At 60.5% G+C, this 24547-nt stretch carries 24 protein-coding genes; 7 read left to right on the forward strand and 17 right to left on the reverse strand.

What is annotated here, in order from left to right; genetic code table 11:
- Nucleotides 1-60: 60 nt before the first annotated feature.
- Nucleotides 61-912: a hypothetical protein gene (locus CCGE525_RS14895; RefSeq protein ID WP_120704949.1), complete on the forward strand. Its 852-nt coding sequence runs from the start codon at nt 61-63 to the stop codon at nt 910-912.
- Between the two features lie 176 nt (nt 913-1088).
- Nucleotides 1089-2048: a helix-turn-helix domain-containing protein gene (locus CCGE525_RS14900; RefSeq protein ID WP_120704950.1), complete on the forward strand. Its 960-nt coding sequence runs from the start codon at nt 1089-1091 to the stop codon at nt 2046-2048.
- 9 nt (nt 2049-2057) lie between these two features.
- Here the strand turns inward: CCGE525_RS14900 and CCGE525_RS14905 are convergent, their stop codons facing one another.
- Together CCGE525_RS14905 and CCGE525_RS14910 are read right to left on the reverse strand one after the other, a co-directional pair.
- Nucleotides 2058-2354, reverse strand: coding sequence for a putative quinol monooxygenase (locus CCGE525_RS14905; RefSeq protein WP_120704951.1), 297 nt, complete (start codon nt 2352-2354; stop codon nt 2058-2060).
- A gap of 88 nt (nt 2355-2442) precedes the next feature.
- Nucleotides 2443-2799, reverse strand: coding sequence for a putative quinol monooxygenase (locus CCGE525_RS14910; RefSeq protein ID WP_120704952.1), 357 nt, complete (start codon nt 2797-2799; stop codon nt 2443-2445).
- 240 nt (nt 2800-3039) lie between these two features.
- Here CCGE525_RS14910 and CCGE525_RS14915 point away from each other — a divergent pair, with 240 nt between their 5' ends.
- From CCGE525_RS14915 to CCGE525_RS14925, 3 genes are all read left to right on the forward strand, one after another.
- Nucleotides 3040-4233, forward strand: coding sequence for an MFS transporter (locus CCGE525_RS14915; protein ID WP_120704953.1), 1194 nt, complete (start codon nt 3040-3042; stop codon nt 4231-4233).
- A gap of 62 nt (nt 4234-4295) precedes the next feature.
- Nucleotides 4296-5039 (forward strand): SDR family NAD(P)-dependent oxidoreductase, encoded by a 744-nt coding sequence (locus tag CCGE525_RS14920; RefSeq protein ID WP_120704954.1) that lies wholly within the window; start codon nt 4296-4298, stop codon nt 5037-5039.
- A gap of 142 nt (nt 5040-5181) precedes the next feature.
- Complete coding sequence (locus CCGE525_RS14925) at nt 5182-5925, forward strand: SDR family NAD(P)-dependent oxidoreductase (RefSeq protein WP_120704955.1); 744 nt, start codon at nt 5182-5184, stop codon at nt 5923-5925.
- Nucleotides 5926-6580: 655 nt separating this feature from the next.
- Here the strand turns inward: CCGE525_RS14925 and CCGE525_RS14935 are convergent.
- From CCGE525_RS14935 to CCGE525_RS15000, 14 genes are all read right to left on the reverse strand, one after another.
- A complete protein-coding gene (locus CCGE525_RS14935) occupies nt 6581-7855 on the reverse strand; it encodes an ATP-binding protein (protein WP_162950177.1) in 1275 nt (424 codons plus the stop codon).
- Nucleotides 7856-8057: 202 nt separating this feature from the next.
- Nucleotides 8058-9038, reverse strand: coding sequence for a helix-turn-helix domain-containing protein (locus tag CCGE525_RS14940; protein ID WP_120704958.1), 981 nt, complete (start codon nt 9036-9038; stop codon nt 8058-8060).
- Nucleotides 9039-9057: 19 nt separating this feature from the next.
- A complete protein-coding gene (locus CCGE525_RS14945) occupies nt 9058-9825 on the reverse strand; it encodes an AraC family transcriptional regulator (RefSeq protein WP_162950178.1) in 768 nt (255 codons plus the stop codon).
- 728 nt (nt 9826-10553) lie between these two features.
- A complete protein-coding gene (locus CCGE525_RS14950; protein WP_120704960.1) occupies nt 10554-11672 on the reverse strand; it encodes an alkene reductase in 1119 nt (372 codons plus the stop codon).
- 148 nt (nt 11673-11820) lie between these two features.
- Complete coding sequence (locus CCGE525_RS14955) at nt 11821-12750, reverse strand: ABC transporter ATP-binding protein (protein ID WP_120704961.1); 930 nt, start codon at nt 12748-12750, stop codon at nt 11821-11823.
- Nucleotides 12747-13385, reverse strand: a complete 639-nt coding sequence (locus tag CCGE525_RS14960; RefSeq protein ID WP_120704962.1) for an ABC transporter permease — start codon at nt 13383-13385, stop codon at nt 12747-12749. Before CCGE525_RS14960 ends, CCGE525_RS14955 begins: the two co-directional genes overlap by 4 nt.
- Nucleotides 13386-13395: 10 nt before the next feature.
- Nucleotides 13396-14013 (reverse strand): ABC transporter permease, encoded by a 618-nt coding sequence (locus CCGE525_RS14965; protein WP_120704963.1) that lies wholly within the window; start codon nt 14011-14013, stop codon nt 13396-13398.
- 15 nt (nt 14014-14028) lie between these two features.
- A complete protein-coding gene (locus CCGE525_RS14970; RefSeq protein ID WP_120704964.1) occupies nt 14029-14901 on the reverse strand; it encodes a glycine betaine ABC transporter substrate-binding protein in 873 nt (290 codons plus the stop codon).
- Nucleotides 14902-14909: 8 nt separating this feature from the next.
- Nucleotides 14910-16250: an LLM class flavin-dependent oxidoreductase gene (locus tag CCGE525_RS14975; RefSeq protein WP_120704965.1), complete on the reverse strand. Its 1341-nt coding sequence runs from the start codon at nt 16248-16250 to the stop codon at nt 14910-14912.
- A 113-nt stretch (nt 16251-16363) separates the two neighbouring features.
- The gene (locus CCGE525_RS38325; RefSeq protein ID WP_162950179.1) at nt 16364-16525 is read right to left on the reverse strand and encodes a cupin domain-containing protein; all 162 of its coding nucleotides are present in this window, start codon (nt 16523-16525) and stop codon (nt 16364-16366) included.
- 430 nt (nt 16526-16955) lie between these two features.
- Entirely contained in the window at nt 16956-18137 is a 1182-nt protein-coding gene (locus tag CCGE525_RS14985) for an MFS transporter (RefSeq protein WP_162950180.1), read from the reverse strand.
- A gap of 37 nt (nt 18138-18174) precedes the next feature.
- Nucleotides 18175-18924: an SDR family NAD(P)-dependent oxidoreductase gene (locus CCGE525_RS14990; protein ID WP_120704968.1), complete on the reverse strand. Its 750-nt coding sequence runs from the start codon at nt 18922-18924 to the stop codon at nt 18175-18177.
- Between the two features lie 100 nt (nt 18925-19024).
- Entirely contained in the window at nt 19025-19873 is an 849-nt protein-coding gene (locus CCGE525_RS14995) for an alpha/beta fold hydrolase (protein ID WP_120704969.1), read from the reverse strand.
- 38 nt (nt 19874-19911) lie between these two features.
- The gene (locus CCGE525_RS15000; protein ID WP_120704970.1) at nt 19912-20658 is read right to left on the reverse strand and encodes an SDR family NAD(P)-dependent oxidoreductase; all 747 of its coding nucleotides are present in this window, start codon (nt 20656-20658) and stop codon (nt 19912-19914) included.
- 160 nt (nt 20659-20818) lie between these two features.
- On the opposite strand from CCGE525_RS15000, the gene CCGE525_RS15005 reads away from it, so the two are divergent.
- The gene (locus tag CCGE525_RS15005; protein ID WP_120704971.1) at nt 20819-21709 is read left to right on the forward strand and encodes a LysR family transcriptional regulator; all 891 of its coding nucleotides are present in this window, start codon (nt 20819-20821) and stop codon (nt 21707-21709) included.
- Nucleotides 21710-21978: 269 nt separating this feature from the next.
- Here CCGE525_RS15005 and CCGE525_RS15010 read toward each other — a convergent pair whose 3' ends face one another.
- On the reverse strand, nt 21979-22899 hold the full coding sequence (locus CCGE525_RS15010) for a VOC family protein (RefSeq protein ID WP_120704972.1): 921 nt from the start codon (nt 22897-22899) through the stop codon (nt 21979-21981).
- Between the two features lie 215 nt (nt 22900-23114).
- Between CCGE525_RS15010 and CCGE525_RS15015 the strand changes: the two genes are divergently transcribed.
- Nucleotides 23115-24455, forward strand: coding sequence for an MFS transporter (locus CCGE525_RS15015; protein ID WP_120704973.1), 1341 nt, complete (start codon nt 23115-23117; stop codon nt 24453-24455).
- The last annotated feature ends 92 nt before the right edge of the window (nt 24456-24547 follow it).

Here is a 24547-nt window from a genome sequence, read left to right on the forward strand (position 1 = left end):
AGGGGAACTAAATTGCGATCGGCGCCGGGGGGCGAACGAAACGCAATCCGGAGAAAGTAGATGAATCATATGCCGTTGTCGTTTCCGATCGGCGGGCAGCGCCCGGCCAAATACGAGATTGAGGACCGTATCCGTAGATGGCGGGCGGGGCCCGAGCTCTTTGCCGTCCAAACAGTGACGCAACTACGCACTTGGTCGGATGATGCCTTGGACGCCTTGGGTGAGATACCTCTTCCCATGAACTACAACGCCGAAACGGACCGGTTCGAGGTTCTCACCTGGGCTGAGGCGGTGCGCGTCGTCGGGGACGAACTCGACGCTCTCGAAAACCCTGATCAGCTCTCCGTCTTCGCGGGTTCCGCGATCTCGAAGGAGACTGCGTTCCTGCTCAAGATCTTCCTCAGGGCTTTCAGATGGCGATCGGTGCCACCGACCGTCGACACGCGGGATACTCAGCTTCTGGAGCCACGCCATCGACATCTGGTAAGGGCTGTTTTTCATGTGGGGGAGCGCTCTGCCGGCAAAATGCTTGTCGACGCCCATAGCTCGGAACTTGATCTCGCTGTCCACATCGACGCCCGCGTCAACCGCAACCATTTGGTCGCAGCCAAACATTCGGTGATTCTACCGGCGTTCGAGTTCCTTGAAACCCCGGCGACGGAAAGCGACCATCGGCTGACCTTCCGCAGAAATCCATCGCGAACCGTGCCTCGCCTATCTTCCTTACCAGGCTGTGACCGCAAGGCGGGACCCGAAATCGTCGCGACGATCGCCTTGACCACGGCCCGCACTCGCGGCGCTTTCGAGTGGCAGCGCATGGCCGACGACTTCGACGAGATCCGCGCTGAGATGGCGAAAACACGCTCCTCGACCTCATGCCTGGGGTTACGAGGCGTAGCGGCCGGCCGCTGACGCGATTCTTCGCTCGCCATGCCTGATGGGCATGCCGGTCCATCTTACAAAGTCTTTTTCAACGTATAGGAGACGACCTAAACCTCTCCCCGGCTTATAGACACCATGTCGCACGCACGATCGCCGGCACCGCTGGTGATGCTCTCGCGGCATGCCATCCTGAGAGGATAGGTGTGATGAACGTCGTTACGAGAAACACTTCGCCACGCGCGATGGTCCTGCCGCCCTCCCTTGGTTACGTCTTCTCTGCTCCGTCTGACGAGTATCGCGAGATTTGTCGCCACAGTGGGCCTACTTACCAGGGAGCGACCGTCGAGAAGCGGCACGCGCACTCATGGGACGGCGTTTCCGCATCGCTCGACAACGTCGTCGCCGAGGGCGGCTACGGGGTATCGCTCGACAGCGAGCATCCAGTCATCGTCATCGTTCTTGAAGAGGTCGGAGGGGTTCTACAGCTCTTGGATAGAGCGTCGGTTCCCCGTCACACGGCGGCTGAACATGGTACGATCAGCGTGGTTGCGGCAGGGGCGCAGGTCGACATCGCGACAAAGGAATTGCGCTATCTCCGGCTTCTCACTTTGAGCGTGGACCCTTCGATGTTCACGCGCCCGGTTCGCGACGCGGTCTCGTTCCTGAATAAAACCAGACTGTCGTTCGGCGATCACGACGGCCTCGCACTGGCAGAACTGATTGCTGAAGAACTTCGCGCGCCAGGGGTGAACGATACCCTTTATCTGGAGAGTCTCACGTCAGCCCTGCTGGTGGCGCTATCGCGCGTAGACGCCCAAAAGACGAAACCTCGCTATGTCCGCGGCGGCCTGGCTCCGACACATTTGCGTCGGGCCCAGGAACTTATGCTTCAAGAGGACGCCCAGCCGCTGAAACTGCAGGACGTCGCCAAGGAGCTCGACATATCCCAAGCGCATCTTTCCAGAGCGTTCAAGATGTCAACTGGGCAATCTCCGCATCAATGGCTCATCGAGCGCAAGATCGCGAAGGCCAAGGCCCTCCTGGTCGAGGGAGAAATGGCTCTTTCGGAGATCGCCTTAAAGTTGGGCTTCTGCGACCAGGCCCATTTCACGAGAGCCTTCCGAAAGAGCACCGGATTGACGCCGTTGGCATGGCAGCGGTTGTAAAAGCGGCCGTCAGGCCGCAGTCAGCACGTTGACAGTAATTCTCGCCAGGGCCGGTTTGACTGTGGCAAGAAACGCGTTGAGATGAGCGGACTTCATGTGGGCGTCGAGCTTTTCCGGCGCTTCCCACTTCTCGATCACCAAGAACCTGTCCGGCCCAATCTTGTCTCCACCGTCGGCGTCGACGACGGGTTCGTATTGGATACAACCGTCTTCCCTCAGCGTCGCTGGGCGCATCTTCTTGAATTCTTCGAGAATGAAGTCCCGTTTTCCGGGGTTGGCAGCAAGCGTCGCGACGACGTGTATCATTGAGGCGTTCCTTCAGTTATTGGTCGCGTGCACCTATACCTGTAGAAACCGCGCGTGGATTGCAGGTTCTTGATCCAAAGGCGTGGCCTCAGGCGACCTCGAGGTCCTGGTTTTCCAGCAGAGCGTTGCACTCGACCGCGCCGAGATCGTCCGATAGCTGCCGTTCGTTCACAGTCGCGACGGCGATGTGTTCTCCGAGCGCAGACAGGAATGTTGCGATACGGGCATCTCGCCGGCGCGTCTCTAATGAAAGTTTCGAGGCCCAACGAATGACGATGGTTATTTCGGGGCCATGTTCCAGTGGCGGGTTCAAGGCGTCGGTGACGAATCCAAAGTGCAAGCAGTCCGGATCCAGCCGGACAGGTTCCACGACCGCCTCGAGATACCGAAGCACCACCCCCATTCTCTGCCGTCTGACGCGAACAGTCGCAACGATCTCGATCATGTTAGCGTCCCTCGTTCGATTGGTGAAGCCAAGCCGGTTCGAGGGCCGGCTTCTTGTACCATTCTGAGGTGAAGTCCAGACGAAGGCTCAGGCCTTCTCGCCGACGCGCAGGCTTCATGCTCGAATTGTTCTACGAATGTCAGCATTGCGCAATAAGGACGACCGTCTGGCCCATATTTCGCGTTAGCAACCAACAGGGTTCATGCGAATGATCTCGCTCTTGTAACCGGCAGCTTTGCTATGAACATCACTTTCGGACGCTCCGCGAGCTTCCTCATCTCGGGAGCGGTTGTCGCCCATACTCTTTGGACGAGCGCCGCCCCTGCAATGACGTACCCAATCTACGCCAGGGAATGGCACCTTAGTCCCGCGGTGACCACCGGGATCTTCGCGATCTATCCGGTCGTGGTCGTCCTCGTGCTGATCCTATCTGGCGACATCTCGGATTATATCGGACTGCGGGCCACGATGCTTTCCGGCCTTCTCTTCTCGATAGCGGGAGTGCTGCTCTTTGCACTCGGTCCGAACGTTGTCTGGATTTATGGAGGCCGCACGCTGATGGGGGTCGGCGTCGGGCTTTCGGCCACGCCGTCCGCCGCCGCCATGGTCGAGTTCGCCAGCTTGCGCGGAAAGTCTTCAGCCAGCGCCGCAATAGCCGCCTGTCAGGGGGTCGGCCTCGTGGCTGCGGCACTGGTGGGCGGTGCGTTGATCCAATATGCGCCCTACCCCACCCGTTCAAACTTCTGGGTCTTGTTTGCCGTTCTGTCCACGATCTTTGCGTTCACGGCCGGTCTGCCGAGGCACACTCCGAGTGAAGAGAAAGGGCCGTGGAAAATCCGGCCCGTCTCGGTGCCGAAGTCGCTGCGGCCGGTCTTTGCGGTTTCAGCCTTTGCGATGTCGCTGTCGTATGCCCTGGGCGCGATCACGCTTTCCCTGGGTGCGCAGATCGCCATCGAACTGGTAGGATCGACGAACTCCCTCGTGAACGGCGCCATCATAGCGTTGTTCTCTTCGTCGTCGGCGGTCGTCTCGGTCGCAGGGCGCAAGCTGCCTCCCAGCCTCGCTATCCTGCTGGGCTCGATCGCTTGCATCTTATGCGGCGGGTTTCTTGTCCTCTCCTCGCTCTCCCATTCGCTGGCCCTCTTCACGTCGTCGATGATCACAGCGGGCATTGCCTACAGCATGCTGTTCTCCGGAGGGCTCGGCCTGATCTCGGCGCATGCCCCCGCCCATCACCGTGGCGGCGCCATATCCGCGCTTCTCCTGTCGGCCTACCTCGTTCAGGGCTGCATGGCCTTCGTACTCGGCCTACTGGCCACGGCAGCGGGCCTCACCATCGCGATCGAAGCCGGAGCCGCGGTCCTTGGGGTCATCGCCTTTGCAACTATCACCCTGGCGCTCGCGACCGGCCCGGGCAGAAGCAGCGCCTACTAGCACGGGCGGACCTACACAACGGTCCGCCTTCACCTCAACCTCGAAATATCAGGAAAACTGCTATGTCCCAGACAGTTCTCATCACGGGTGCCCTTTCCGGCATCGGCCGCGAAACCGCCATCGCTTTCGCACAGGAAGGCTACAACGTCGCCGTCTCCGGCCGTCGCCAGGAGGCCGGTGAGGAGTTTGCAACCGAGCTTCGCCGGCTGGGCGCGGCGGCCGAGTTCGTGCTCGCCGACGTTTCCATCGACGAGGGCGTCCGAAAGATGGTGGACATGGTCGTCCATCGTTTCGGTTCGATCGACATCGCCATCAACAACGCTGGAACGGAGGGCAAGCCGGGACCGATCGTCGAGCAGACGCGGGAGTCCATTACCTCAGTATTCGAGACGAACGTCGTCGGCGTCCTCCTGAGCCTGAAGTACGAGCTCAAGGCAATGATGGAGCAGAAGCGCGGAAGCATCATCAACATCTCGTCGACGATGGGCCGGACCTCGTTCCCAAACCAGGGCGTCTATGCGGCGAGCAAGCATGCGGTCGAGGCGCTCACCAAGACGGCCGCCCTGGAAGGAGCGCCGTTCGGTATCCGGGTCAACACGGTCGCTCCCGGACCGACCGATACCAACATGCTTCACCGTCTTACCGGGGGTGCGGACGGCATCGCGAAGATGACCGCCGGTATTCCGCTTGGTCGTGCAGGAACGCCACGGGAAGTGGCGGATGCATGCGTCTTCATTGCGTCCGACAAGGCGAGCTTCATCACTGGCCAAGTGCTCGGCGTGAACGGGGGCCGGCTGTTGGGCTAAACCTTGCCACGCTCTTCGATCATGCTCGTGAAGCATGGCTACAAACATACAAAGTCTTTCACTAACTGTCTGCGAAGTCATACCTTTCTGTTCAGGGAAGCCACTCCGGCATTGCCTCCATATATAGAAAGGAACTATCGCTATGGCTAAGTTTTCAGGTAAGACTGCGCTCGTTACGGGCGCGTCGCGTGGCATCGGTCGCGCAGCAGCACTCGCTCTCGCCGAAGGTGGCGCGAAGGTCTTCGTCCACTACAGCCAAGGCGTCGACGAGGCCGAGGCCGTCGTCAACGAGATCCGCAGCAAGGGCGGCGAAGCAGAGAAGTTCAAGGCTGATCTTTCCGCCGCAAATGGACCGCACGAGCTCGCCGAGCAGGTAAAGAAGGCGACCTCGAAGCTCGACATCCTGGTCGCGAACGCGGGTATCTCCAAGGCCGCCTCAATCGAGGAGACGCGGGTCGAGGATTTCGACAGACAGTTCGCGGTGAACGTGCGCGCGCCGTTCTTCCTCGTGCAGCAGCTCCTTCCGATCCTTAGCGACGCCTCGAGCGTGGTGCTCGTGTCCTCGCTGGCTGCGCGTGCGGCGGTCGGCACTCTCTCGGCCTACGCTGCAACCAAGGGCGCGATCGACACCCTCGTCAAGCATTTCGCGTCGGCTCTGGGCGAGCGCGGCATCCGAGTGAACGCTGTTGCTCCCGGCGTCGTGGCGACGGACATGTCGAGCTTCGCGAAAACCGACGCCGGCAAGGACTTCACGCTAAGCATCCAGGCGATGAAGCGCGTTGCCCAGCCGACAGACATCGCCGGTGCTATCGCTTTCCTGGCGTCCGATGACGCACAGTGGGTCACGGGGGATACGCTCCGCGTCGACGGCGGCTCGAAGCTCTGATCTGAAAGAACAAAAACAGGCGCCCTTCCACATGCGGGAGGGCGCCTGTTTCACGGACGTCCTGTCCTACCGGCAAGGCGCCGGGCGATCACGGCTCCGTTGGCGGACGAGCGAGCCGAATCCTTGGAGGTCGAGGGGGGCAGCCTCGGGACGCCGCGTAGCCTGGGCCACGAAAACGAGGATAGGCGCAACTGCATTGAAGGCATTGAAGGATTCGAGCTCATTTTGTGGAAAGCCGATGGAAACAGTCGGGACTTCACGGCCATGCCCAGCAGCGGCAGTCGTCGCTTCCGAGCCGAGTTGCAAATCTGCTGGCCGGCCGCATCTCGGTTTCATGATACTAGATGCGCCCTCTGGCCCACCGACTGGCGGAGCAAACCCGGTACGGGGGATCTCACCGGAAGAAATGTAACTTCGGAACGCTAATCTCGCTGCGCATTTTTATGAGCGCCTTCATAGCTTGAGCGGAATCGCCCAGTTCACGGTGATTGGAAACCACAAGTCGGATCAGGACGTGGTCCGTCCCTATCCGAACCATCAGGTCACCCGGAACGTGCCGGCTTCTTTTGGTAGTAAGGCGAGGCCATCGTGAAGGAGCGCGACGTCGTGGGCGTATCTAATCCATCGACAGGGTATCCCAGGCAGGCCTTCGGAGTTACGCGTTCCGATCGTAGAGGTTACGGTCTTTTTCACGGAGAAAAAGCTGAACGAGATGCGGGACGCTGACCGCGCCTCCGGCCCGTCGCACTAGGCCAGCGAAGATCAATCTCGTGATAGCGGCGTGGTCGCTGGAAGTCTTTCCTCGACTAAGCATAAGCAGCTCCTTCCGATCCGCCGGCCGAAGGATCGCATAGCTCCATTCCAGAGCCGCGCTCATGCTCCGATGACGCGGATGCGCAGTTCGCCTGCCGCCTGAGAGCACATCGATGCCACCCTCCGCCTGAGCAAGCACTCCATCGAAGCCCAGCTCCAGAACTCTTGCTGCTGCAAGTTCGATAGCCAACGGGTTCCCGTGCACCAGTCTGCAGATCTCCAACGTTGCAGTAATCTCCTCGTCCGTGAACGAATTGCTCCCCACCACCGCGGCGGCTTCTTCCAGGAAGAGTTCGACAGCCGGCCCGTCGTCGTCGACGGGCAACGGATCGATCATTTGCACGACCTCCCCGTCGAAACCCAATGCGACTTGACTGGTTGCAATCACGATCGATTCCGGGGATCGTTGACGGATCGCCGAGACCAGGCGCACGGCGATGGGTACGACATGCTCGCAGCCGTCGAGGACAAAAACCGCCCTCTTCCCAGCCAGAGTGGTCTCCATGTCGTCCAAGCGGCCGCTGTCGTAGGCGTCTTCGATTTTGAGGGTGTCCTGTTGCCTCCCATCCAAACGCCAAACCGACATCGCTTCGAAATCGAAGACAATCGTCCCGTCTGGATATTCGCTCGCAATCCGTTCGGCTGCCGCGAGCGCAAGCGCTGTCTTCCCAACGCCACCGCCTCCGCTCAAGGTTACGTTCCCACGTATTTGGAGGTTCGCCACGGCTTCCTGAAGGTCGTCTTCCCTTCCGACAAGTCGAGTCAAGGGAGCCTGCTCGAGGATGATCGGCGGCGCTACGTCGAACTGCTGGATTTCGCCTGAGAAACGGTAGCCCTCGCCCTGAAGGGTCACGACATAGGACGTCTCCAGGTCGTCCTGCTCGAGAGCTCTTCGAAGGCGCGCGACGTGGACGCGCAACAATCCTTCAGAGATTGGCTCCCCAGGCCAGATGGCTTCAGAAAGTTCGGCGGCTTTGACGACGGCACCGCCCTGGCGGATCAGAGTGACGAGGATGTCGAACGCACGCGCTCCGACCGGCACCGGTCTGCCTTCATGCTGGAGCCGCCTCCCCGGAACTGAAAGAACATAAGGTCCGAACCGGAACTCTTCCGCCACCGCAGTCTCCTTGACAGGCGGAGGAACGCCGGCAACTCGCCATATGTCCAACAATCATCTGGTCTGGGGACTGCGCAAGAAACCACCTGCGCCACTTTTTCCAGAGAATACCGCCGCTTGAAGGCGTTTTCTCACAGCCTGCTGAGGCCGTTTAGAAGATTTTTGAAGCTTTAGAATGAAACAATACAAAACGGATCTGCGATTATCTCGCCCGCTGATGCCGACGCCGCCATTGCCCAGGCGGCATTCCGATCCTGCGCACAAATTCCCGTCCAAGATGGCTCTGGTCCGAGAAGCCGCAGGCCAGCGCAACGGCGTTCAGCGGCTCCGAGGTGCGGTCGAGCATATCCTTGGCCATCGCGATCCGAAGCTCGGACAGCCAATGGTGCGGCGGCATTCCCATGGTTTCGCGGAAGGCTCTGACGAAGTAGCTCGATGACAGCCCGCATTCCTCGGCGACCTTTGCCATGGAGACTTTGGAAAGCTCCGCCGCGATGAGCTCTTTTGCACGCTTCTCCTGCCACGGAAGGAGCCCGCCCCTCTTGCGAGGACTTGCAATGGCAGTCTCATTGTAGTTGTGAAGCAGATGCGTCTGTACGGCGATGCCGAGCTGATCGAGGAACAACTGCGGCGCCCGGTCGGGGTACTGGAAGCAGGCCGCGACGGTCGAAGCGATCCCAGAGATGATCGGATCGATGGTGCCGATCGGCGGACGGGTGATGCGTACGCTCTGCTTGTGCCCCATCTCGCGAGCGGCGTCCTGAAGGCTATGGCGAGGAAAATGGAAACGGATCATATCGAACCGCGTGTCCATCTCCATCATCTGGAGATCCGCGAGGTCGTAGATCGCGATACCGGACAATGGGATGTGGTGCTTTTGCTCGTTCGCCCGGCCCGGTGCGATCCGGAGAAGCCCGTGGGAGATGCAATTGACGTGCAACGAGTAGGCGTCTTCGGCGCTGATGTCCCCGAGCGAAAAACTTGGCGGGGCGATGAGCCTTGCGAATGCGACCGCCGCGCCCGTAGCAGACTTTGCGTTGAGCCTTCCGGACAACGCTACACCAAACCTCCTGACGGCAAGCTCGCCCACCCCGCTATCCCGCGTCAAGCGGTCGCCGTCGGCGAGGCTATCGCCAGCCTGGTTTTCGGTTCTGTCGCTAACGTCGAGCTGAATCCCGGTCATAACCTTTCATGGCATATTTTCAGGTCAAATGCGACCTCTGCCATGCCAGAGGCGTCGTTCCGACCGCTTTCAGAAATGTCCGGGTCAGGTGCGCCTGATCACAGAAGCCCAAGGCTATCGAAATCTCCGCTATTGGAAGCGTCTTGTCGAGTAGCAACTGCTTGGCTTTGTCGATGCGAGCGGCGATGAGCCACTGATATGGCGACTGACCGGTCGACGACTTGAAGGCACGTGAAAAATGCGCCAGCGAGACGCCCGTCAGCTCGGCGAGCGCCTGTAGCGATATAGAATCGGCAATATGCTCGATCATGAAGCCTTGCGAGCGACGGAGCTGCCATGGGGCCAGTCCGCCTCGCGAAAGCTGCTTCAACGGCTTCCGACGCCAGCGTGTCAGACCTACCATAAGCGCAAGGATGAGACCCTCCCCGTACTGGCCGCTGTTCGTGCCTGGATCGCAACTCTCCTCCGCAATCAGCCGGCAAAGGTTCTCGATGCGTTCATCTGAAACCATATGATGCGGAAGCGCGAGTTCCCTGCGCGAAGACGGTCCGCCCGCATCAGAAATTCGTGACAACTCACCGGCGTCGAGCTCAATAACGACCCTCCTGAAGAGCCTGATGGTCGCCGCGCTTCCGGAAGCGAAGAAGCCCTTTGGCAGAAACGTCACGGGTCCCCTTCCTGGCTCCGCTGCCTCCGGGTCGCCCCGGTCCATGCCATGGAACTCTAGCTTCCCGCCGACCTCGTCCATCATGAAGACCAGCGTCGGACCTACGGCGTCGATGCTCATGTCCGTCTCGCCGTCACACTGCATGTCGTCGACAGTAACCTTCCCGAGTCCCCACGTCTGCGTTCGGCGCTGCAGAAGCCTTCCGGTGTCCTGGAGCTCCATCTCCGGCTGTTGCCGCGGAGCGTTCCCGACCAGAGACACTGATGCTCGCCGAGGCGTTCTTGCGCCAATGTTCGTCGGTTGGGGAGCATCTAGTATATCGAGCATCGCAGCACCTCTTCGGATTGCGACGCAGCATCGGACCAACGCCGACCCGAGCCAAGTTAATGCCCGCTAACGTCCGTTAAATGAGCATCGGCTCACTTTGCGAACAAAAGCGGCTTTGGCGGCCGTTTTCGTGATGGCAGACCCACAGTGATGGGTCGACGGTGTTGCACGCTCCCAAGTGCCGTCTCGTTGCGCTCCTGGGGGCACATGCAAGGTCGGACGATCTCTTTTAGACGTGGCCAAAATTGGGTTTGATGGAAGCCGCATCGAGGCTCGAATTAGGCTTTGACGAAAGCGAAAGGTCGTGGATCTACGACTCGAAAGCAGGGGGCACCCGGGCCGTCTCACATTCACCTAGTCGCCAACATCCGGATCACTTGTTGTCGAACCAAAATTCGTCCGGACAAAGCCGCTCTGCCGCAAGCGTCTGATCCGCAAATCTTTCAGCCAATCAAAATCGGCTTCAACAGTCTTCGATGAATATCTTTACGAGTAGGGCCGCAGGAAGCGGCCCATCTCTTTCACTCTGCGGCTTCCGCCTGCAGGAACGGGTAATCGACATACCCCTTTTCCGTTCCACCGTAGAAGGTGTCGCGGTCATAGCGGTTCAGGGCTGCGCCGGTGCGGAGGCGCTCCGGCAAGTCCGGGTTCGCGATGAAGCTTCTGCCAAACGCCACCAGCTCGGCATCGCCGGCCCCGATGACTGCCTCGGCCTTCGCACCGTCGTAGCCGCCGGCCGATATGATCGGCGCCTTGAAGAGCTTGCGCAGTCGGTTGGTGGCGATCGGATGTTCCATCCCCTCAACGTCCTGCGATCCAACTACGCGCGGCTCGACAATATGAAGATAGGAAAGCTCGCGCTGATCGAGGCTCCGCACAACGTAGTCGAAGAGCGCGTCCGGATCGCTGTCGCCCATTCCGTTGAAGACGCCGCTGGGCGAGAGCCGGACGGCATAGTGGTTTGCGCCCCAGACCGACTTCACGGCGGCGGCAACGTCAAGGAGGAACCGGGCGCGGTTTTCGATCGAGCCGCCATAGCGGTCGCTGCGCTTATTCGAGATGTCCTGCAGGAACTGGTCGGGCAGATAGCCGTTCGCCGCATGGATCTCGACTCCGTCGAAGCCCGCGGCCTTCGCTCGAATGGCCGCGGAGCGGTAGAGCTCGATGACTTCCCCGACTTCCTTCTCCGAGAGCGCGCGTGGAGGCGTGGCCGGAACCCAGCCGTTCCTGGTGAACGCGAGACCGTCGTACGGAATGGCGCTTGGGGCGACGGGGATATGACCGTTGCTGATGTCAGAATGGGCCGTACGGCCAACATGCCAAAGCTGTAGGTAGATGAACCCGCCCTTCGCGTGGACGGCGTCGGTGATCCTCGCCCAGCCTGCGACCTGTGCGTCGCTGTAGATGCCAGGGGCGCCAAGGTAACCCCTATTGTCCGGCGTGATCGTCGTGGCTTCGGTGATGATTAGCCCGCCCTTTGTGGCGCGCTGGCTGTAATATTCGAGCATGAGGTCGGTCGGCACATCACTGTCATGGTCCGCACGCATGCGCGTCAACGGGGCCATCACGACACGATGCTGAAGATCCATTTCGCCGATACGAACGGGCGAGAAGAGATGCGTGGTACTATCGCTTGTCATTGGTCGAATCCTTTTGGTGGGAATGCGTGCCCTCGGCACGACACCGCGGGAATTCTTGTGGAAGCAGGGGCGCCTGGATTGTCTGAAAGTCGCGCCGTAGAATATTCCGAGCGTCAAAACGGACGATCGATACTGGCCGGAGTGAGCATTAGACTTTCATGATCTGGCGCTTCGAAATCGATCCACGAATGGCGCCATCGACGTTGACCGCCAGCTCTTCGACGCCGTCCGAGATCATGCGCGACAGCGCTTCCCGAAGGTTGGAGTTCGCCGTGATCGGGCGTCCGCTGTTTTCGATCGAATTCTGAGACATTACGTCCACGACCCTGAAAAGGCTCAACCTTCGCACCGCACGGTCAGCTCCCACAAAGTCTTCGACGAAATCGTTGGCCGGCTTCGAGAGGATCGCCTCGGGGGTATCGTACTGGATGAGCTCACCCGCCTTCAGGATGGCCACTCGGTCGCCCAGCTTGATGGCTTCGTCGAGATCGTGCGTAACGACAACGACGGTCTTGCGCACCTTCGAGAGGACATGGGTCAGCTCCTCCTGCAACTTCGTCCGGGCAATGGGATCGATGGCGCCGAAAGGTTCATCCATGAGAAGGACGGGTGGATCTGCGGCGAGGGCCCTCGCCACGCCGACCCTCTGCTGCTGCCCGCCGGAGAGCTGCTTGGGATAGCGCGAGCCGAATTCGCGTGCGTCGAGCCCGATCGTCTCGAATAGTTCCTCGACACGCTCGGCGATCCGCGCTCTGCTCCATCCGAGCAGCGACGGGACGGCGCCAATGTTCTCGGCGACCGTCATATGCGGAAAGAGACCCACCTGCTGGATAACGTAGCCGATCCGACGTCGCAGCTCGGACGGGTCCGCCGCCGAAATGTCCTCGCCGTCGATCTCGATGCGGCCGGACGTCGGCTCGATGAGCCGGTTGATCATCCGGAGCAGAGTGGTTTTGCCGCACCCCGATGGCCCGATGAGCGCCACAGTCGACCCTTCCGGCACCGAGAGGGTGACCCCTCTGACCGCAGGCGGGGAGCCCTCGCCGTAGCGTTTGAAGACGTCCGTAAGTCTGATCATGAAGCCCTCCGGCTGAACGCCAGGCGTTCCACGAGTGAGAAAAGAAGTTCGGAGCCCAGGGCCAGAGAAGCGATCGGGACTGCGCCGACGAGGAGCTTCACCGGATCCATTGCGCTGATGCCCGTGGCGATGAAGTCTCCAAGTCCGCCTCCACCGATGAAGGGTGCGAGTGTCGCGCCCGAAAGGACCTGAACCGCCGCCGTCCGCGTTCCGGCGAAGATGGCAGGATACGCGAGCGGAAACCGAACCTTCATCGTGGTCTGACGCCTCGTCATGCCGATGCCGATCGCCGCCTCTACTGCGGCGGGGTCGGCGTCGCGAAGTCCAATGAACGAGTTGATTAGGATCGGCGGCAGTGCCAGGACCGTCAGCGCGACGACCGATGGTGCAAGGCCAATGCCCATCAGCGGCATGGTAAGGGCGAGGATGGCGAGACTCGGAATTGTGCGGAGCCCATTCACGACCGCGATCCCTATCGACGCGATCTTTGCCGAGCGGACGATCGCGGCCGCCACTGGCACGCCGATCGCAAGCGCTATCAGCATGGCGATTGCGGACATCTCCAGGTGACGCGTGAGCGCTATCCGGAAGTCGTCAGGATGGTTTCGTACCCACTCGATCGCGGCAAGGAACATCGGCTAGACCTCATCGCCAGCGCACGAACAGTTGCTCGGCAAGTTGCAAGGCCTTGTCGAAGAGCAACGCAAGCGTCGAAATGAGCACGCAGCCGACGATGATCTTCTCGGCCCGGTTCTGGTCGAGGCCGGTGAGAATGATGGTGCCTAGGCCGCCGCCGTCGATGAACGCCCCGATCGTCGCGATGCCAATGACGGTAACGGACGCGATGCGAAGGCCCGAAATGACGAACGGCGCCGAAAGCGGAAGTTCGACACGAAGCCATAAGTCCTTCGGGCGAAATCCCAACCCCCTCGCCGCCTCCATGGCGTCCTGCGGCACGGCGTTCATACCCGTCACCATGTTCCGGAGGAGTATAACCAGGCTGTACGAGGAGAGCCCTACGATAACGGGCTTCTGCCCCAAACCGAGGAATGGGATGAGAAAGGCGAAGAGCGCCAGACTAGGGAGCACGAATAGAAGGTTGGTCAGCACCAGCGCGACTGCGTAGGCGCGCGGTCGGTGGGCGCAATAAACTGCGATCCCTGCTGCGACCACGAAGCCGATCACCACCGACACCCCGGAAAGCCAGAGATGCTGTGCAGTCGCCAGCAGGATTTCCGGGATATGGCCCAAGGTCCACTTCATGCGCCCATTGCCCTGTTAGAAGCCATTTTCCGAAAGGAACTTGGCAGCCACATCCGCCGGTTCCTCCTCGTCGCGATCAACTTCGGCGTTAAGTTCGCGCATCCTCTCGCTGGTCAGCAACGGGTCGACCTTGTCGAGAACCTCCGCGATCCTGGGGTCTTTTGCGACGGCGTCCTGCCGCACGAAGGGAACGAGATAGTAGGGCGGAAACAGATGCTTGTTGTCTTCCATGACGACGAGGCCTTGGTCCTTGATCTGCCAGTCGGTACCGAACCCGAACGAAACGTCGAGGTCGCCGCTCTGGAGAGCGGAATACCTGAGGCCGAGCTTCGCCAGAACCTTGTAGTCCTTGAACTTGATGCCGTAGATGTCGCGCAGACCGATCAGGCCGTCCTTGCGATCCTCGTAGCCGGCCTCTGCGCCGAAGACGAGCTTGTCAGACACGGGACCGAGATCGGTCAGGGTCTTCAAATGATATTTTTGAGCGGTCGCCGGCAGCATCATGATTGCGTAGCCGTTGTCGATGTTCGAGGACTTCAACAGGGTGACCTTGAAGTGGTCCTCGTAGTACTTCTTGACGGTCGCATAAATGTCCTCGGCGCTTCCCGAAAGATCGCCCTTCACCACGTCCGCGAGAGCCGTTCCCGTGTACTCGGGGTAGAGGTCGATGTCGCCGGACAGCAGCGCAGTGTGCGCGATCGCGGTGGTCCCGAGATTGAAGCGGCGCTCGACCCTGACCCCGGCCTTTTCAAGCGCCTGAGCGTAGATCTCGGAAACGATGAATTGCTCGGTGAAGTTCTTACTGCCGATCTTCACCGCGTCGGCGGCGTGCGAGACGCCGGCGGCAAGGACCGCGATCCCGATCGTCAATACGTGCTTGATGTTCATGGTGACTCTCACTTGTCGGAACTGTCGAAAAGATTGGTAGGCTTCTTAAGCCTGAGGCGGTCCCGGAAAGTTCCGGCCTCGTACTCAGTGCGGAACAGGCCGCGACGCTGCAGCTCGGGCACGACCTCCCGGCAGAATATCAGCCAGTCGCCAGGCAGTAGAGGGAACATGAGGTTGAAGCCGTCGGCCGCTCCGCTGACAAACCATTCCTCAAGCTGATCCGCGACCTCGATCGCGGTGCCGGCGATCGTCGGTACCGCGCCCGTGTTGGCGAGGGTCGTCGCGATCTCCCGGATCGTCGCCCCGGTCTCGGCCATCTTTCGAACCCGGTCGAGCGCGGTGCGGCCGCCGTTGTAGGTGGCGTCGTCGGGGAGCTTCGGCATCTGGTCGTCGGGCGAATAGCCGCTCAGGTCCATGCCGCTCCAGCTAGACAAGAGATCGAGCTGCATCCGGTCCGGAATGTAGGTTTCGAGGAACGCCTGGCGCTCAAGCGCCTCCGAACGGGACTTCGCGACCACTGGCAGGATCCCAGGAAGAACCTTGAAGCTCTCCGGCGCTCTGCCGCGGGCGGCGAGCCGCCTGTCGATGTCGGCGCGATAGGCGGCACCCTCCTCCTTGCTCTTGAGGATCGCAAAGTGGAGATCGGCATGCTGGGTAGCGAAATTCTTGCCGTCATCCGAAGAGCCTGCCTGCACCACGACCGGATGACCCTGCGGGGGCCGTGGAACGTTGAGCGGTCCCCGCACCTTGAAGTGCTCGCCCTCGAACTTCAGGGAATGAACCTTTTCGACGTCGGCGAAGTCTCCGGACGCTTTGTCGAAGAGCATAGAGCCGTCTTCCCAGCTATCCCAAAGGCGCTTCACGATCGATATGAATTCGTGGGCTCGCTGGTAGCGGGTAGCGTGCTCTGCATTGCCGTCGCGTCCGTAGTTCATCGCCTCTTCCGGCATTGCGGACGTCACCAGATTCCACGAAGCACGGCCACTGCTGAGATGGTCTAGCGAGGCAACCTGGCGCGCGACGTTGTAGGGCTCCCAGTATGAGCTCGATATTGTGGAAATCAGGCCGATGTTCTTCGTGACGGCTGACAGCGCAGACAGGAGCGTGATCGGCTCGAGGCGCGGGTTGGCGAAATGCGCCAGGCCGCTCGGGAGTATGTCCCAAATGGCCACGTGATCGGCGATGAAGATTGCGTCGAGCCTCGCGTCCTCGGCGGCCGTCGCGAGCTTCTGATAGAACGAGAGGTCGAAGATCTCGGTGGTCGGCGCTTCCGGATATCGCCATGACATCCTGTGGTCGCCCTGGGGGTTGAAGAAGAAGGCGCTCAGGATCATGTAGCCGCTGGACATAAAGAAACCTTTCAAGGGCTCGAAATCTATCGATTGAGTGGCTTTTGAAATTGAAGAAAAAGAACGCCTTGGAACAAAGCTGACGCTAAGTGATCAGCCGAGCATTACGAAGACTATCGTTGCTGGAACGTCGCCCAGGTTTCGCTAGCCGTGACGCGCTCCTGCTGGACGACGATGTCGCCGGCGTGGATGTCGCGACGGTCGCCGCCGTCAAATTCCAACATCAGCACGCCTTCCCGCACAATCGCGTAGTCCAGCATCGGCGTAGTGTGCATCTTCGAGCCGTCGTATTCGAAAGTGTCCGCGAGGCCCGGAAGTCCGTTCGCCTATTCCTGCCCGATCTCGGCCGGCGCCGCCGTCGTCTTGGTCCGCTCCGCTGGCGGCGGGAAGTCGACTATCTGCGCGAGGGAACCGTTGGCTCGACGAAGTGCGGACTTCTGGGTTTCTTCGTCCCCGGTCAGCGGCTCTCCTTCGGCGATCCCCTTTGCAGACCAGACATAAGCTTGCTGTAAGCCCTTCACGGTCTGGAAGAAGTACGCTTCTCGGCTTTCGTCCCGGACGAATACCGACTTTCCGTTTTTGTTGCCGGTCGCGACGCCGCGATGGATCTTTCAGTTGCTAGTCATTCGAATTCCTCCGGCCGTACCCGGCCTCTATTAACCATGAAATGGACGCCGCCTCTTGGGTGTACGGCGTCCTCGCAATTCAGGCCGTGGCGTCTGCCTGGGCGTGAGTGTGAACTCGGCCAAAAAGAAGGATCGAGACCAGGGAGAGCGCGGACATCACGCCGCCAAAGTACATCGCGTCGAAGAGACCGAAGCCGTCAACCACGAGACCGCCAACGAACGAACCGACCGCGATGGAGATCTGGAAGTTTGCGACGAAGAGGGCCATGCCGCCTTCGGCGACGTGGGGCGCCGCCTTGGCCATCCACATCTGCAGGGCGACGGGCATCGCTCCGTAGGACAGGCCCCAGATGGCGAGTAGCAGGAGAACACCTGCCTGAGATACGCCGACGACCGGCAGAAGAAGCATGGGCAGCATCAGGAAGACGATGGTGACCATGAAGGTCTTGTGGATGCTGTGCGAAGCGCCCGCCCCGCCGACGAAGTTGCCGAGAAGCCCGATCGCGGTGTAGCCGAGAAGGATGGAAGAGATCGCGGCGCCGCTGAAACCGGAAACCTGAGCGAGGAAGGGCGTGACGTACGTGTACGTTGCGAACTGGCCGGTGAGCACGAGGAACATCGCGATCAATCCAATGCGACCCTGCTGTGTCTGCGCAATGCCGAGGAGGTCAGACGGACGAACGCGCTGCTGAACTTCGAGCTTGGGCAAAGAAATGACCTGCGCCAGGAACGCGAGCACTGAAATCGCAAGTGCTGCACCGAAGGCCGCGCGCCAGCCCACGAGATCACCGATGATCGCGCCGGCCGGGCCGCCTATCAGCATCCCGAGCGAGACGCCTGCGAAGATGATCGAAGTGGCCCGCCCGACACTGCGTTCGGCGACGAGACGGCCGCCAAGACCCGCGCCAATGGCCCAGAAGCCGCCGAGACCGATGCCGAACAGCACGCGGCCAACGATGAGCGCAGCAAAGCTGGGGGCGAGCATCGAAACCAGGTTCGACAGGACCAGCAGGAGGGACAGGCCGAGCAGCACCAGGCGCCGATCGTGATTCTTGACGGCGACCGTCACCACCGGGGCTGCGACCGCTGCAAGCACGCCGGGCGCGGTGACCATCAGGCCCGCCGTGCCCTCCGAGACGCCGAGGCCTTCTCCGATATAGCGGAGCACGCCGACTGGAAGGAACTCGGTGGTGCAGAAAACTGTGGCGCTTAGGGCTACGGCGAAGACGCCGAGCCAGTTTGATTCTTTCTCCTGCGACATAGCAGAATCCTTTCCTTTTTGACGTTCGAGGAATTCGCTAGAGTTGCGAACCTCCATCGACCGGAACGACCTCACCGGTGATCCAGCGGGCTTGGTTTGAGGCGAGAAATGCGACGACGCGGGCGACGTCCTCTGGACTGCCGATCCGCTTGAACGTCTGCATGGCGAGTGTGTGCTCACGGCCCTCGCCCGTCTTCACAAAGGCGGCGGCGTCGGTTTCTATGACGCCGGGAGCGACCGCGTTGACGCGGATGCCGTGCGGACCGAAGGCCCTGGCCAGATACTTTACCGTGGTCTCGAGAGCGCCCTTGCTGGCGGCGTAGGCCGCGAAGTCGCCAATGGTCGCCCTAGCGGCGAGAGACGAAACGAAGATCACGTTGCTGCCGGTGCACATAATGGGCCTGAGCTGCTGCACTAAGAAGAGCGGAGCCCGGACGTTGACCGCGAAGAGCTTGTCGAACTCCTCGACGGCCAGGTCGTCGATCGACGAAGGCAAGAAGACGCCAGCATTCGCCACCAGGATGTCCAGGCGACCACCGATAATCTCCTTTGCCCGCTTCGCGAGCTTGTGGGGACCGTCTGGCTGGGCCAGGTCCGCGTTAATCTTCTCAGATCGCGAACCCATTGAGCGGATCTCTGCCACCACCTGGTCGGCTTCCCTCGCATGCCTGCCATAGTGGACCAAGACCTGCGCGCCCTCCTTGCCGAGAGCAAGGGCGATCGCCTTTCCGATACCACGGGAGGCGCCGGTCACGACAACGGTTTTCCCTAGAAGACTTCTTGCCATTGCGCGCTCCTTCCTTGGTTGTGGGACGCACCAAGCCTTCCTGGCCATCCGCGTGGATGGCCAGGGCGTCCTGCCTAAGACTTGCTAGTGGGGCCGGCTCTTAGGCGGCGTCGAGGAACGTCGAGACGTGGGTCACGAACAGTTCCGGGTACTGGTACTGCGAGCCGTGGTTGCTGTCCGAATACAGGATGAGTTGGGCGTCGGGGATGTTCTGCTGCAGGATGTATGAGTTCACCGAGTAGATGATTACGTCCGTGCCGCCGTTGACAACCAGGGTCGGCTGCTTAATGGCCTTCAGGTAGTCGTAGGGGTTTTCACGCGGTGCTCCCCACTTGCCGAGAGCTTCGATCTGTGCGGGAGCGACTTTCTCGTTCACTTCCGGGTCGCGGCCTTCGCTACGCAGACGAAAGCGCTTGAGGAACTCGCGGCCTGCAGCCTGGCTATTTTCGGACGGCGTGAAGAAGACGCCCAGCCAAAGGTCGTCGGGGTTCTCGTACGCCGCACCGAAGACTGCCTGGGCTTCTGGAGTCAACGTCGCCATGCCCTCGCCGCTGCGGGGACCGGTACCGACCAGGATCAGCTTGCGGACGAGGTCAGGCTCGGCCAGCGCGATCTCCTGGGCGACGAGACCGCCCAGAGAGAAACCGAGGACGTCCACCTTCTTTAGGCCGAGGGCCTTGATGAAGGAGACTCCGTCCGCGGCCATACCCTCGATCGTCGTGGGGACTTCTCCCGAGGTGCTCGAGATGCCGGCGTTGTTGAACAGGATGACTTCCCTGCCCTTCGCGAGACCGTCGGTCACCAGCGGATCCCAATGATCCATTGTCCCGGTGAAGTGCATGTTGAGCACAAGTGGAACGCCTTCCGGTTTCCCGAAGCGGCGGTAGGCGAACTTGATACCGTTAGCTTCGACGTACTGTGTCGGAGCGGTCTGATGCGTATTGGTCATAGCAGTGTTCCTCGTTGAGTTCTTGCTGGGTCTATCTGTCAGCCGGCGGTCTTGCCGCCGTCCACGGTGACAACCTGTCCGGTGATGAACGACGCTTGTTCCGAAGCCAGGAATGCGATCGCATGCGCCATCTCGTCAGGCTTGCCTATGCGGCCGAGCGGAACGCCGGAGGCGAGTTTGGCCTTGTTCTCATCGGTACCGGTGAAGCGGTCGAGCATGCCGGTGTCGGTCGGGCCAGGGGCCACCGCATTTACGCGTATGCCGGAGTTCGCGACTTCCAACGCCGCCGACTTCGTCAGGCCTTCGACGGCGTGCTTGCTCGCCGAGTAGATGGACGCGTAGGCGGCGCCTTCATGACCGTAGGTCGACGATATGTTCACGATGCTCCCTGCGCCCTTCTCCTGCATGGCGCGGATTTCGTGCTTCATGCTAAGCAGCGTGCCGAGGACGTTCGTGTCGAAGGTCGCCGCATAGGACTCTGCGGTCTGAGCAGTAATCACACCCGGCTGCCCTTCCGTGCCGGCGTTGTTGACGGCGGCGTCAAGCCCGCCGTAGAGGGCCACGGTCTGGTCGACAAGGTTGCGGACTTCTTCGTCGTGGCGGACGTCGGCGCGAATGAATGTAGCGGTACCGCCGCTTGCCTTGATTTCTTCCGCGAGGGCATGCCCTGCAGGTTCATTGCGGCCAGAGATGACGACCTTATCGCCTTGTTTGGCGATTTCAATTGCGGCCGCGCGGCCAATGCCGGTTAGCGCTCCAGTGATGAGTACAACACGTTCTGACATTGGATCAAATCCTTGAAAAATTTAGCTCTGAACGACCCGAGCGAATTCCATCTGCGAGTTGTTATCGCCTCCGTTGGGCATTGGTTTAAGCTCCTTCCTCGCTATTGAAAAAGACTTTGTAAGTTGGTAGATATACCTGCCAGGCATGGGAGAACAGTAAGTGGAACTACGACATCTTCGATACTTCGTGGCAGTCGCCGAAGAAGGCAGCCTCACGCTGGCGGCAGAGAAACGGTTACACACGGCGCAGCCCTCCCTGTCGCGCCAAATCCGCGATCTCGAATATGAAGTCGGCGTCCCGCTGTTTTCGCGCAGCGCGAAGGGCATCGAGATGACGCCTGCAGGAAGAGCGTTCCTCGACCATGCACGGCAGTCTCTTGCCGAAGCGCAAGCCGCCGTCGAAGCCGCAAGGCGTGCCGCCGAGCCCGACAAGCCCGTCTTCTCGATGGGGTTCCTCACCGGCATGGAGGTCGAGTGGCTCCCGATCGCTTCGCGCATCCTTCGCGACGAGCTGCCGAACATCGAGATCCGCGTCGTAAGTCAGTACTCGCCTCAGCTCGCCGAAGACCTGCATCGCGGAAAGCTCGACGTCGCCTTCCTGCGTGCCGAGGGAAAACCGAACGTCGAGTACAAGGTGGTCGCAAGCGAGCCGCTCGTTGTCATGCTTCCGAGCGATCATAGGCTCGCCGCGCAGGACGCAATCGATCCCCACGAGCTCGTGGGCGAGATTTTCATCGGAATGTCGGACATCCCGCACGTCCTGCGGGACGTGATCAGCCGCTACTTCGACAAGGTCGGAATCTCGATCAAGCCGACGCATCTCATCGACAATTTCGCGATGGCGATCTCGCTCGTCGCCTCGACGCGCGGCGTCTGCCTGCTTCCGGCTTATGCGGAAAACTTCCTGTCGTGGTCGGTCGTCAGCCGTCCTTTGAAGGGCGAGGTCCCCTCCATCGATCTGATGCTCGGATACAATACTTTGAACACGTCGCCACTTCTGAAGCTGTTCCTCACGCGGATGGAGAATCAGGGAACGGCCGTCGCAAGCTAATCGTCTTTCCGGCGTTGGATCTGCAGTCACGGCGGCCTCATGTATGTTCCAGTTGGGCATCCGCTAAGTAGTGGCGGCCGCTCACCGCGACGCGGAGACCATGGCGCGGCGGAGAGCGGCCGGTCATGATCGAGGGAGGGCGCGCGACCATGACGATGTCCGGTATGTCGCCTGACAAAAACACATAGCTTCACTGGGAGATTGGACGTTCTAAGCCGTTTTGTGAGATCCTGCGCAAACGTCGAAACAGCATGGGACCGCTTGAGACCTCATTTGGGACGCATCGTTCCGAGCCTCCGCTCAATCCGCGACCGCTGGGTTTCAAGCCACGGCGGCAGCACGATCGACGGTCCGGCGGGATTGTCGTCCAGTATGAGGCCGCTCGACGTGTCTGCCGCCAGCCCGACACGAACACCGCACGGGATTTCGAAATAGATTGCCTTGAAATAGTATCGGTCGAGCACCGGCGTCACGTCGAGTCCGAACGCCACGACGCGGTCGCGGAACATCTTCAACCGCTGCAAGTCGCTCACCTTGAACGCGACGTGCGTCGCGACGCCCGCGCCATGCGTCCCCCGTCCGTGACCAGGCGCCGACAGCAGGTCTATCACGGGTCCGCCAAAAGTCGTGGTGTCGGCAAAGCGCGTCACCGCGCCCTGCCGATCGACCTGGGCGAAGCCGAGTATTTCCCTGATGAACCGCGCCGTATGCTCGAAACCTTGCAGATGGAACTCTACTGACTTCAGCTTTCCGATAGCGAGGCGTTTGTCGGCTATGGCGGAATGGCCGCCGCGGTCGCACTCGACGAGCGAGATCGACAGACCATCCGGGTCGGAGAAGCAGAGGCAACGCTCGCCGAAGCTGGAGGCGAACCCGGTGACGTCGACGTCGCGCCTAGCCAGCAGCTCCGCCCATTGTTCCAGCGTACCGGCATGGACTATGAACACGAGATTGCTGATCTGGCCTGTACCTTGCACTCCCTGGGGTGACGCCGGATTGACGGTGAACGTGATGATCGAGGCCGGAACGCCAAGCGATCCCCCAAGCTGGATCTCAAGCATGGTGGTCTGGTCGTAGTTCACCGTTCGGCGTAGCAGGCGCATTCCGAGGCCGGCCGTATAGAACTCGGTCGTGCGCTCCTCGTCCGAGCAAACGGCCGTCACATGGTGAAAGGCCAGTTCAGTTGGCATTCTGATTGTAACCTCGCGGTGCTTACCAGAATTGAGCACTACCACAGGGCGTCGGAGTGCCGCGACACAATTGATTCGTCGAAGCAAATTTGAGGTCGGAATGTTATACGTCGGCGGGAATCTTCAATTGCCGCCCGCAATTAACACTGCGTAACTTTCCCCTGAGCATGGACTCCTATAACCGGTGTTAAGAGCGCTATCGCGAGGAGAGGCGAGTGAATTCGACGACACGCGACTGCAAGGACACCGATCGCCTATTCGAAGACTTTGACAATCAACCTGTAACAAGGTTGCACGTCTTTGCCCTGGTGGTTTGTGGCCTTGGTTTTTCTTTTGACCTTGCTGAGATAGCCTTCGGGAATACCCTGTCCGCCGTCTTTTCCGCTCCGCCCTACTCTGTCGGAAGTTCGGAACTCTCCGTTCTGCTTGCCTCGGTCTATATCGGCGCGGTGGTCGGCGCACCGCTGCTCGGACTTCTCGCCGACCGGTTCGGAAGGCGGCCGGTTCTTTCGGGAATCATGCTTCTCTTGACCGTCGCCTCCGCACTGGCGGCGACCGCGGCTAGCATCGGGGCATTGACTGCGTCGCGCGCTCTTGGCGGCATCGCGCTCGGCGCCTATCCGCCGCTGATGTTCGCCTACCTCACGGACATCCTACCGGCCGCAAGGCGTGGCAAGCTTGCGGTCGCCAGCACCGCCATCGGCTATATCGGCCCGCCGACCTTTATCTTTCTCGTGCGCAGCCTCGGGGAATCTTCTCCTCTCGGTATCGAAGCTTGGCGATGGGGCTTTTGGATCGCTGGGGCTGGTTCGCTCCTGTGCTTCTTTCTTTTCATCTGTCTACCGGAATCGCCTCGCTGGCTTGCCATGAAAGGACGGCTGCCAGAAATGGAGCAGGCACTCGAGAAGTTTCGCCGATCCGCCGTCATGCTGGCGTCTATGCCACCGCGACCCGGTCGAAAGGATGCCCCCGTCGAAGTCAAGGACGGCCCGGTGCTTGGGCGCGCGATAAGCCTTGTGGCGTTGTATTTTCTATCGCCATGGGCCGCCGTCGGGTTCACCGTTCTGTCGGGCGCGGTTCTGGTTCAGAAGGGCATCAATGTCCGGGACTCACTCTTCTACCTCGGAATATCGACGCTTGCCCCAATCTTCGGCGCCGTCTTTATAAGTTCGTTCGTTGACAAGATGCAGCGTCGAACATTCCTTGTTGTCTGCTCGATCGCAATGGCTGTCCTAGGCATAGCGTTCGGCGGTTCGAACGAGCCTTGGGTGCTCATTACGAGCGGACTGGCTTTCAACCTAATGGTGACCCTCTACATGCCGGTCCTGGTGCTCTTCGCGACAGAATCGGTCCCGACGCTGCACCGCGCGGGCGTTACCTCTTGGGCATGGGCGTCCAACCGACTTGGATCGGCGCTGGTGCCACTGGTCCTGCTTCCGCTCCTAGTGAACTTCGGCGGTCTTGTAATGTTTTCGGCGATAGCGGTGACTTTGATCGCATTTGCCGTGTTCGTCGCTCTATACGATAGGAGATATTTGCCGCGCAACGTTAAGTAACGTTCGCGCCCATCCGATATACTATGATGTGGCTCCTATCGCCGTCTGTTTGTTGTTTTTATTGTGACGCATAACATAAGCGTGCTAGACAT

Source organism: Rhizobium jaguaris (assembly GCF_003627755.1).
Taxonomy (GTDB): domain Bacteria; phylum Pseudomonadota; class Alphaproteobacteria; order Rhizobiales; family Rhizobiaceae; genus Rhizobium; species Rhizobium jaguaris.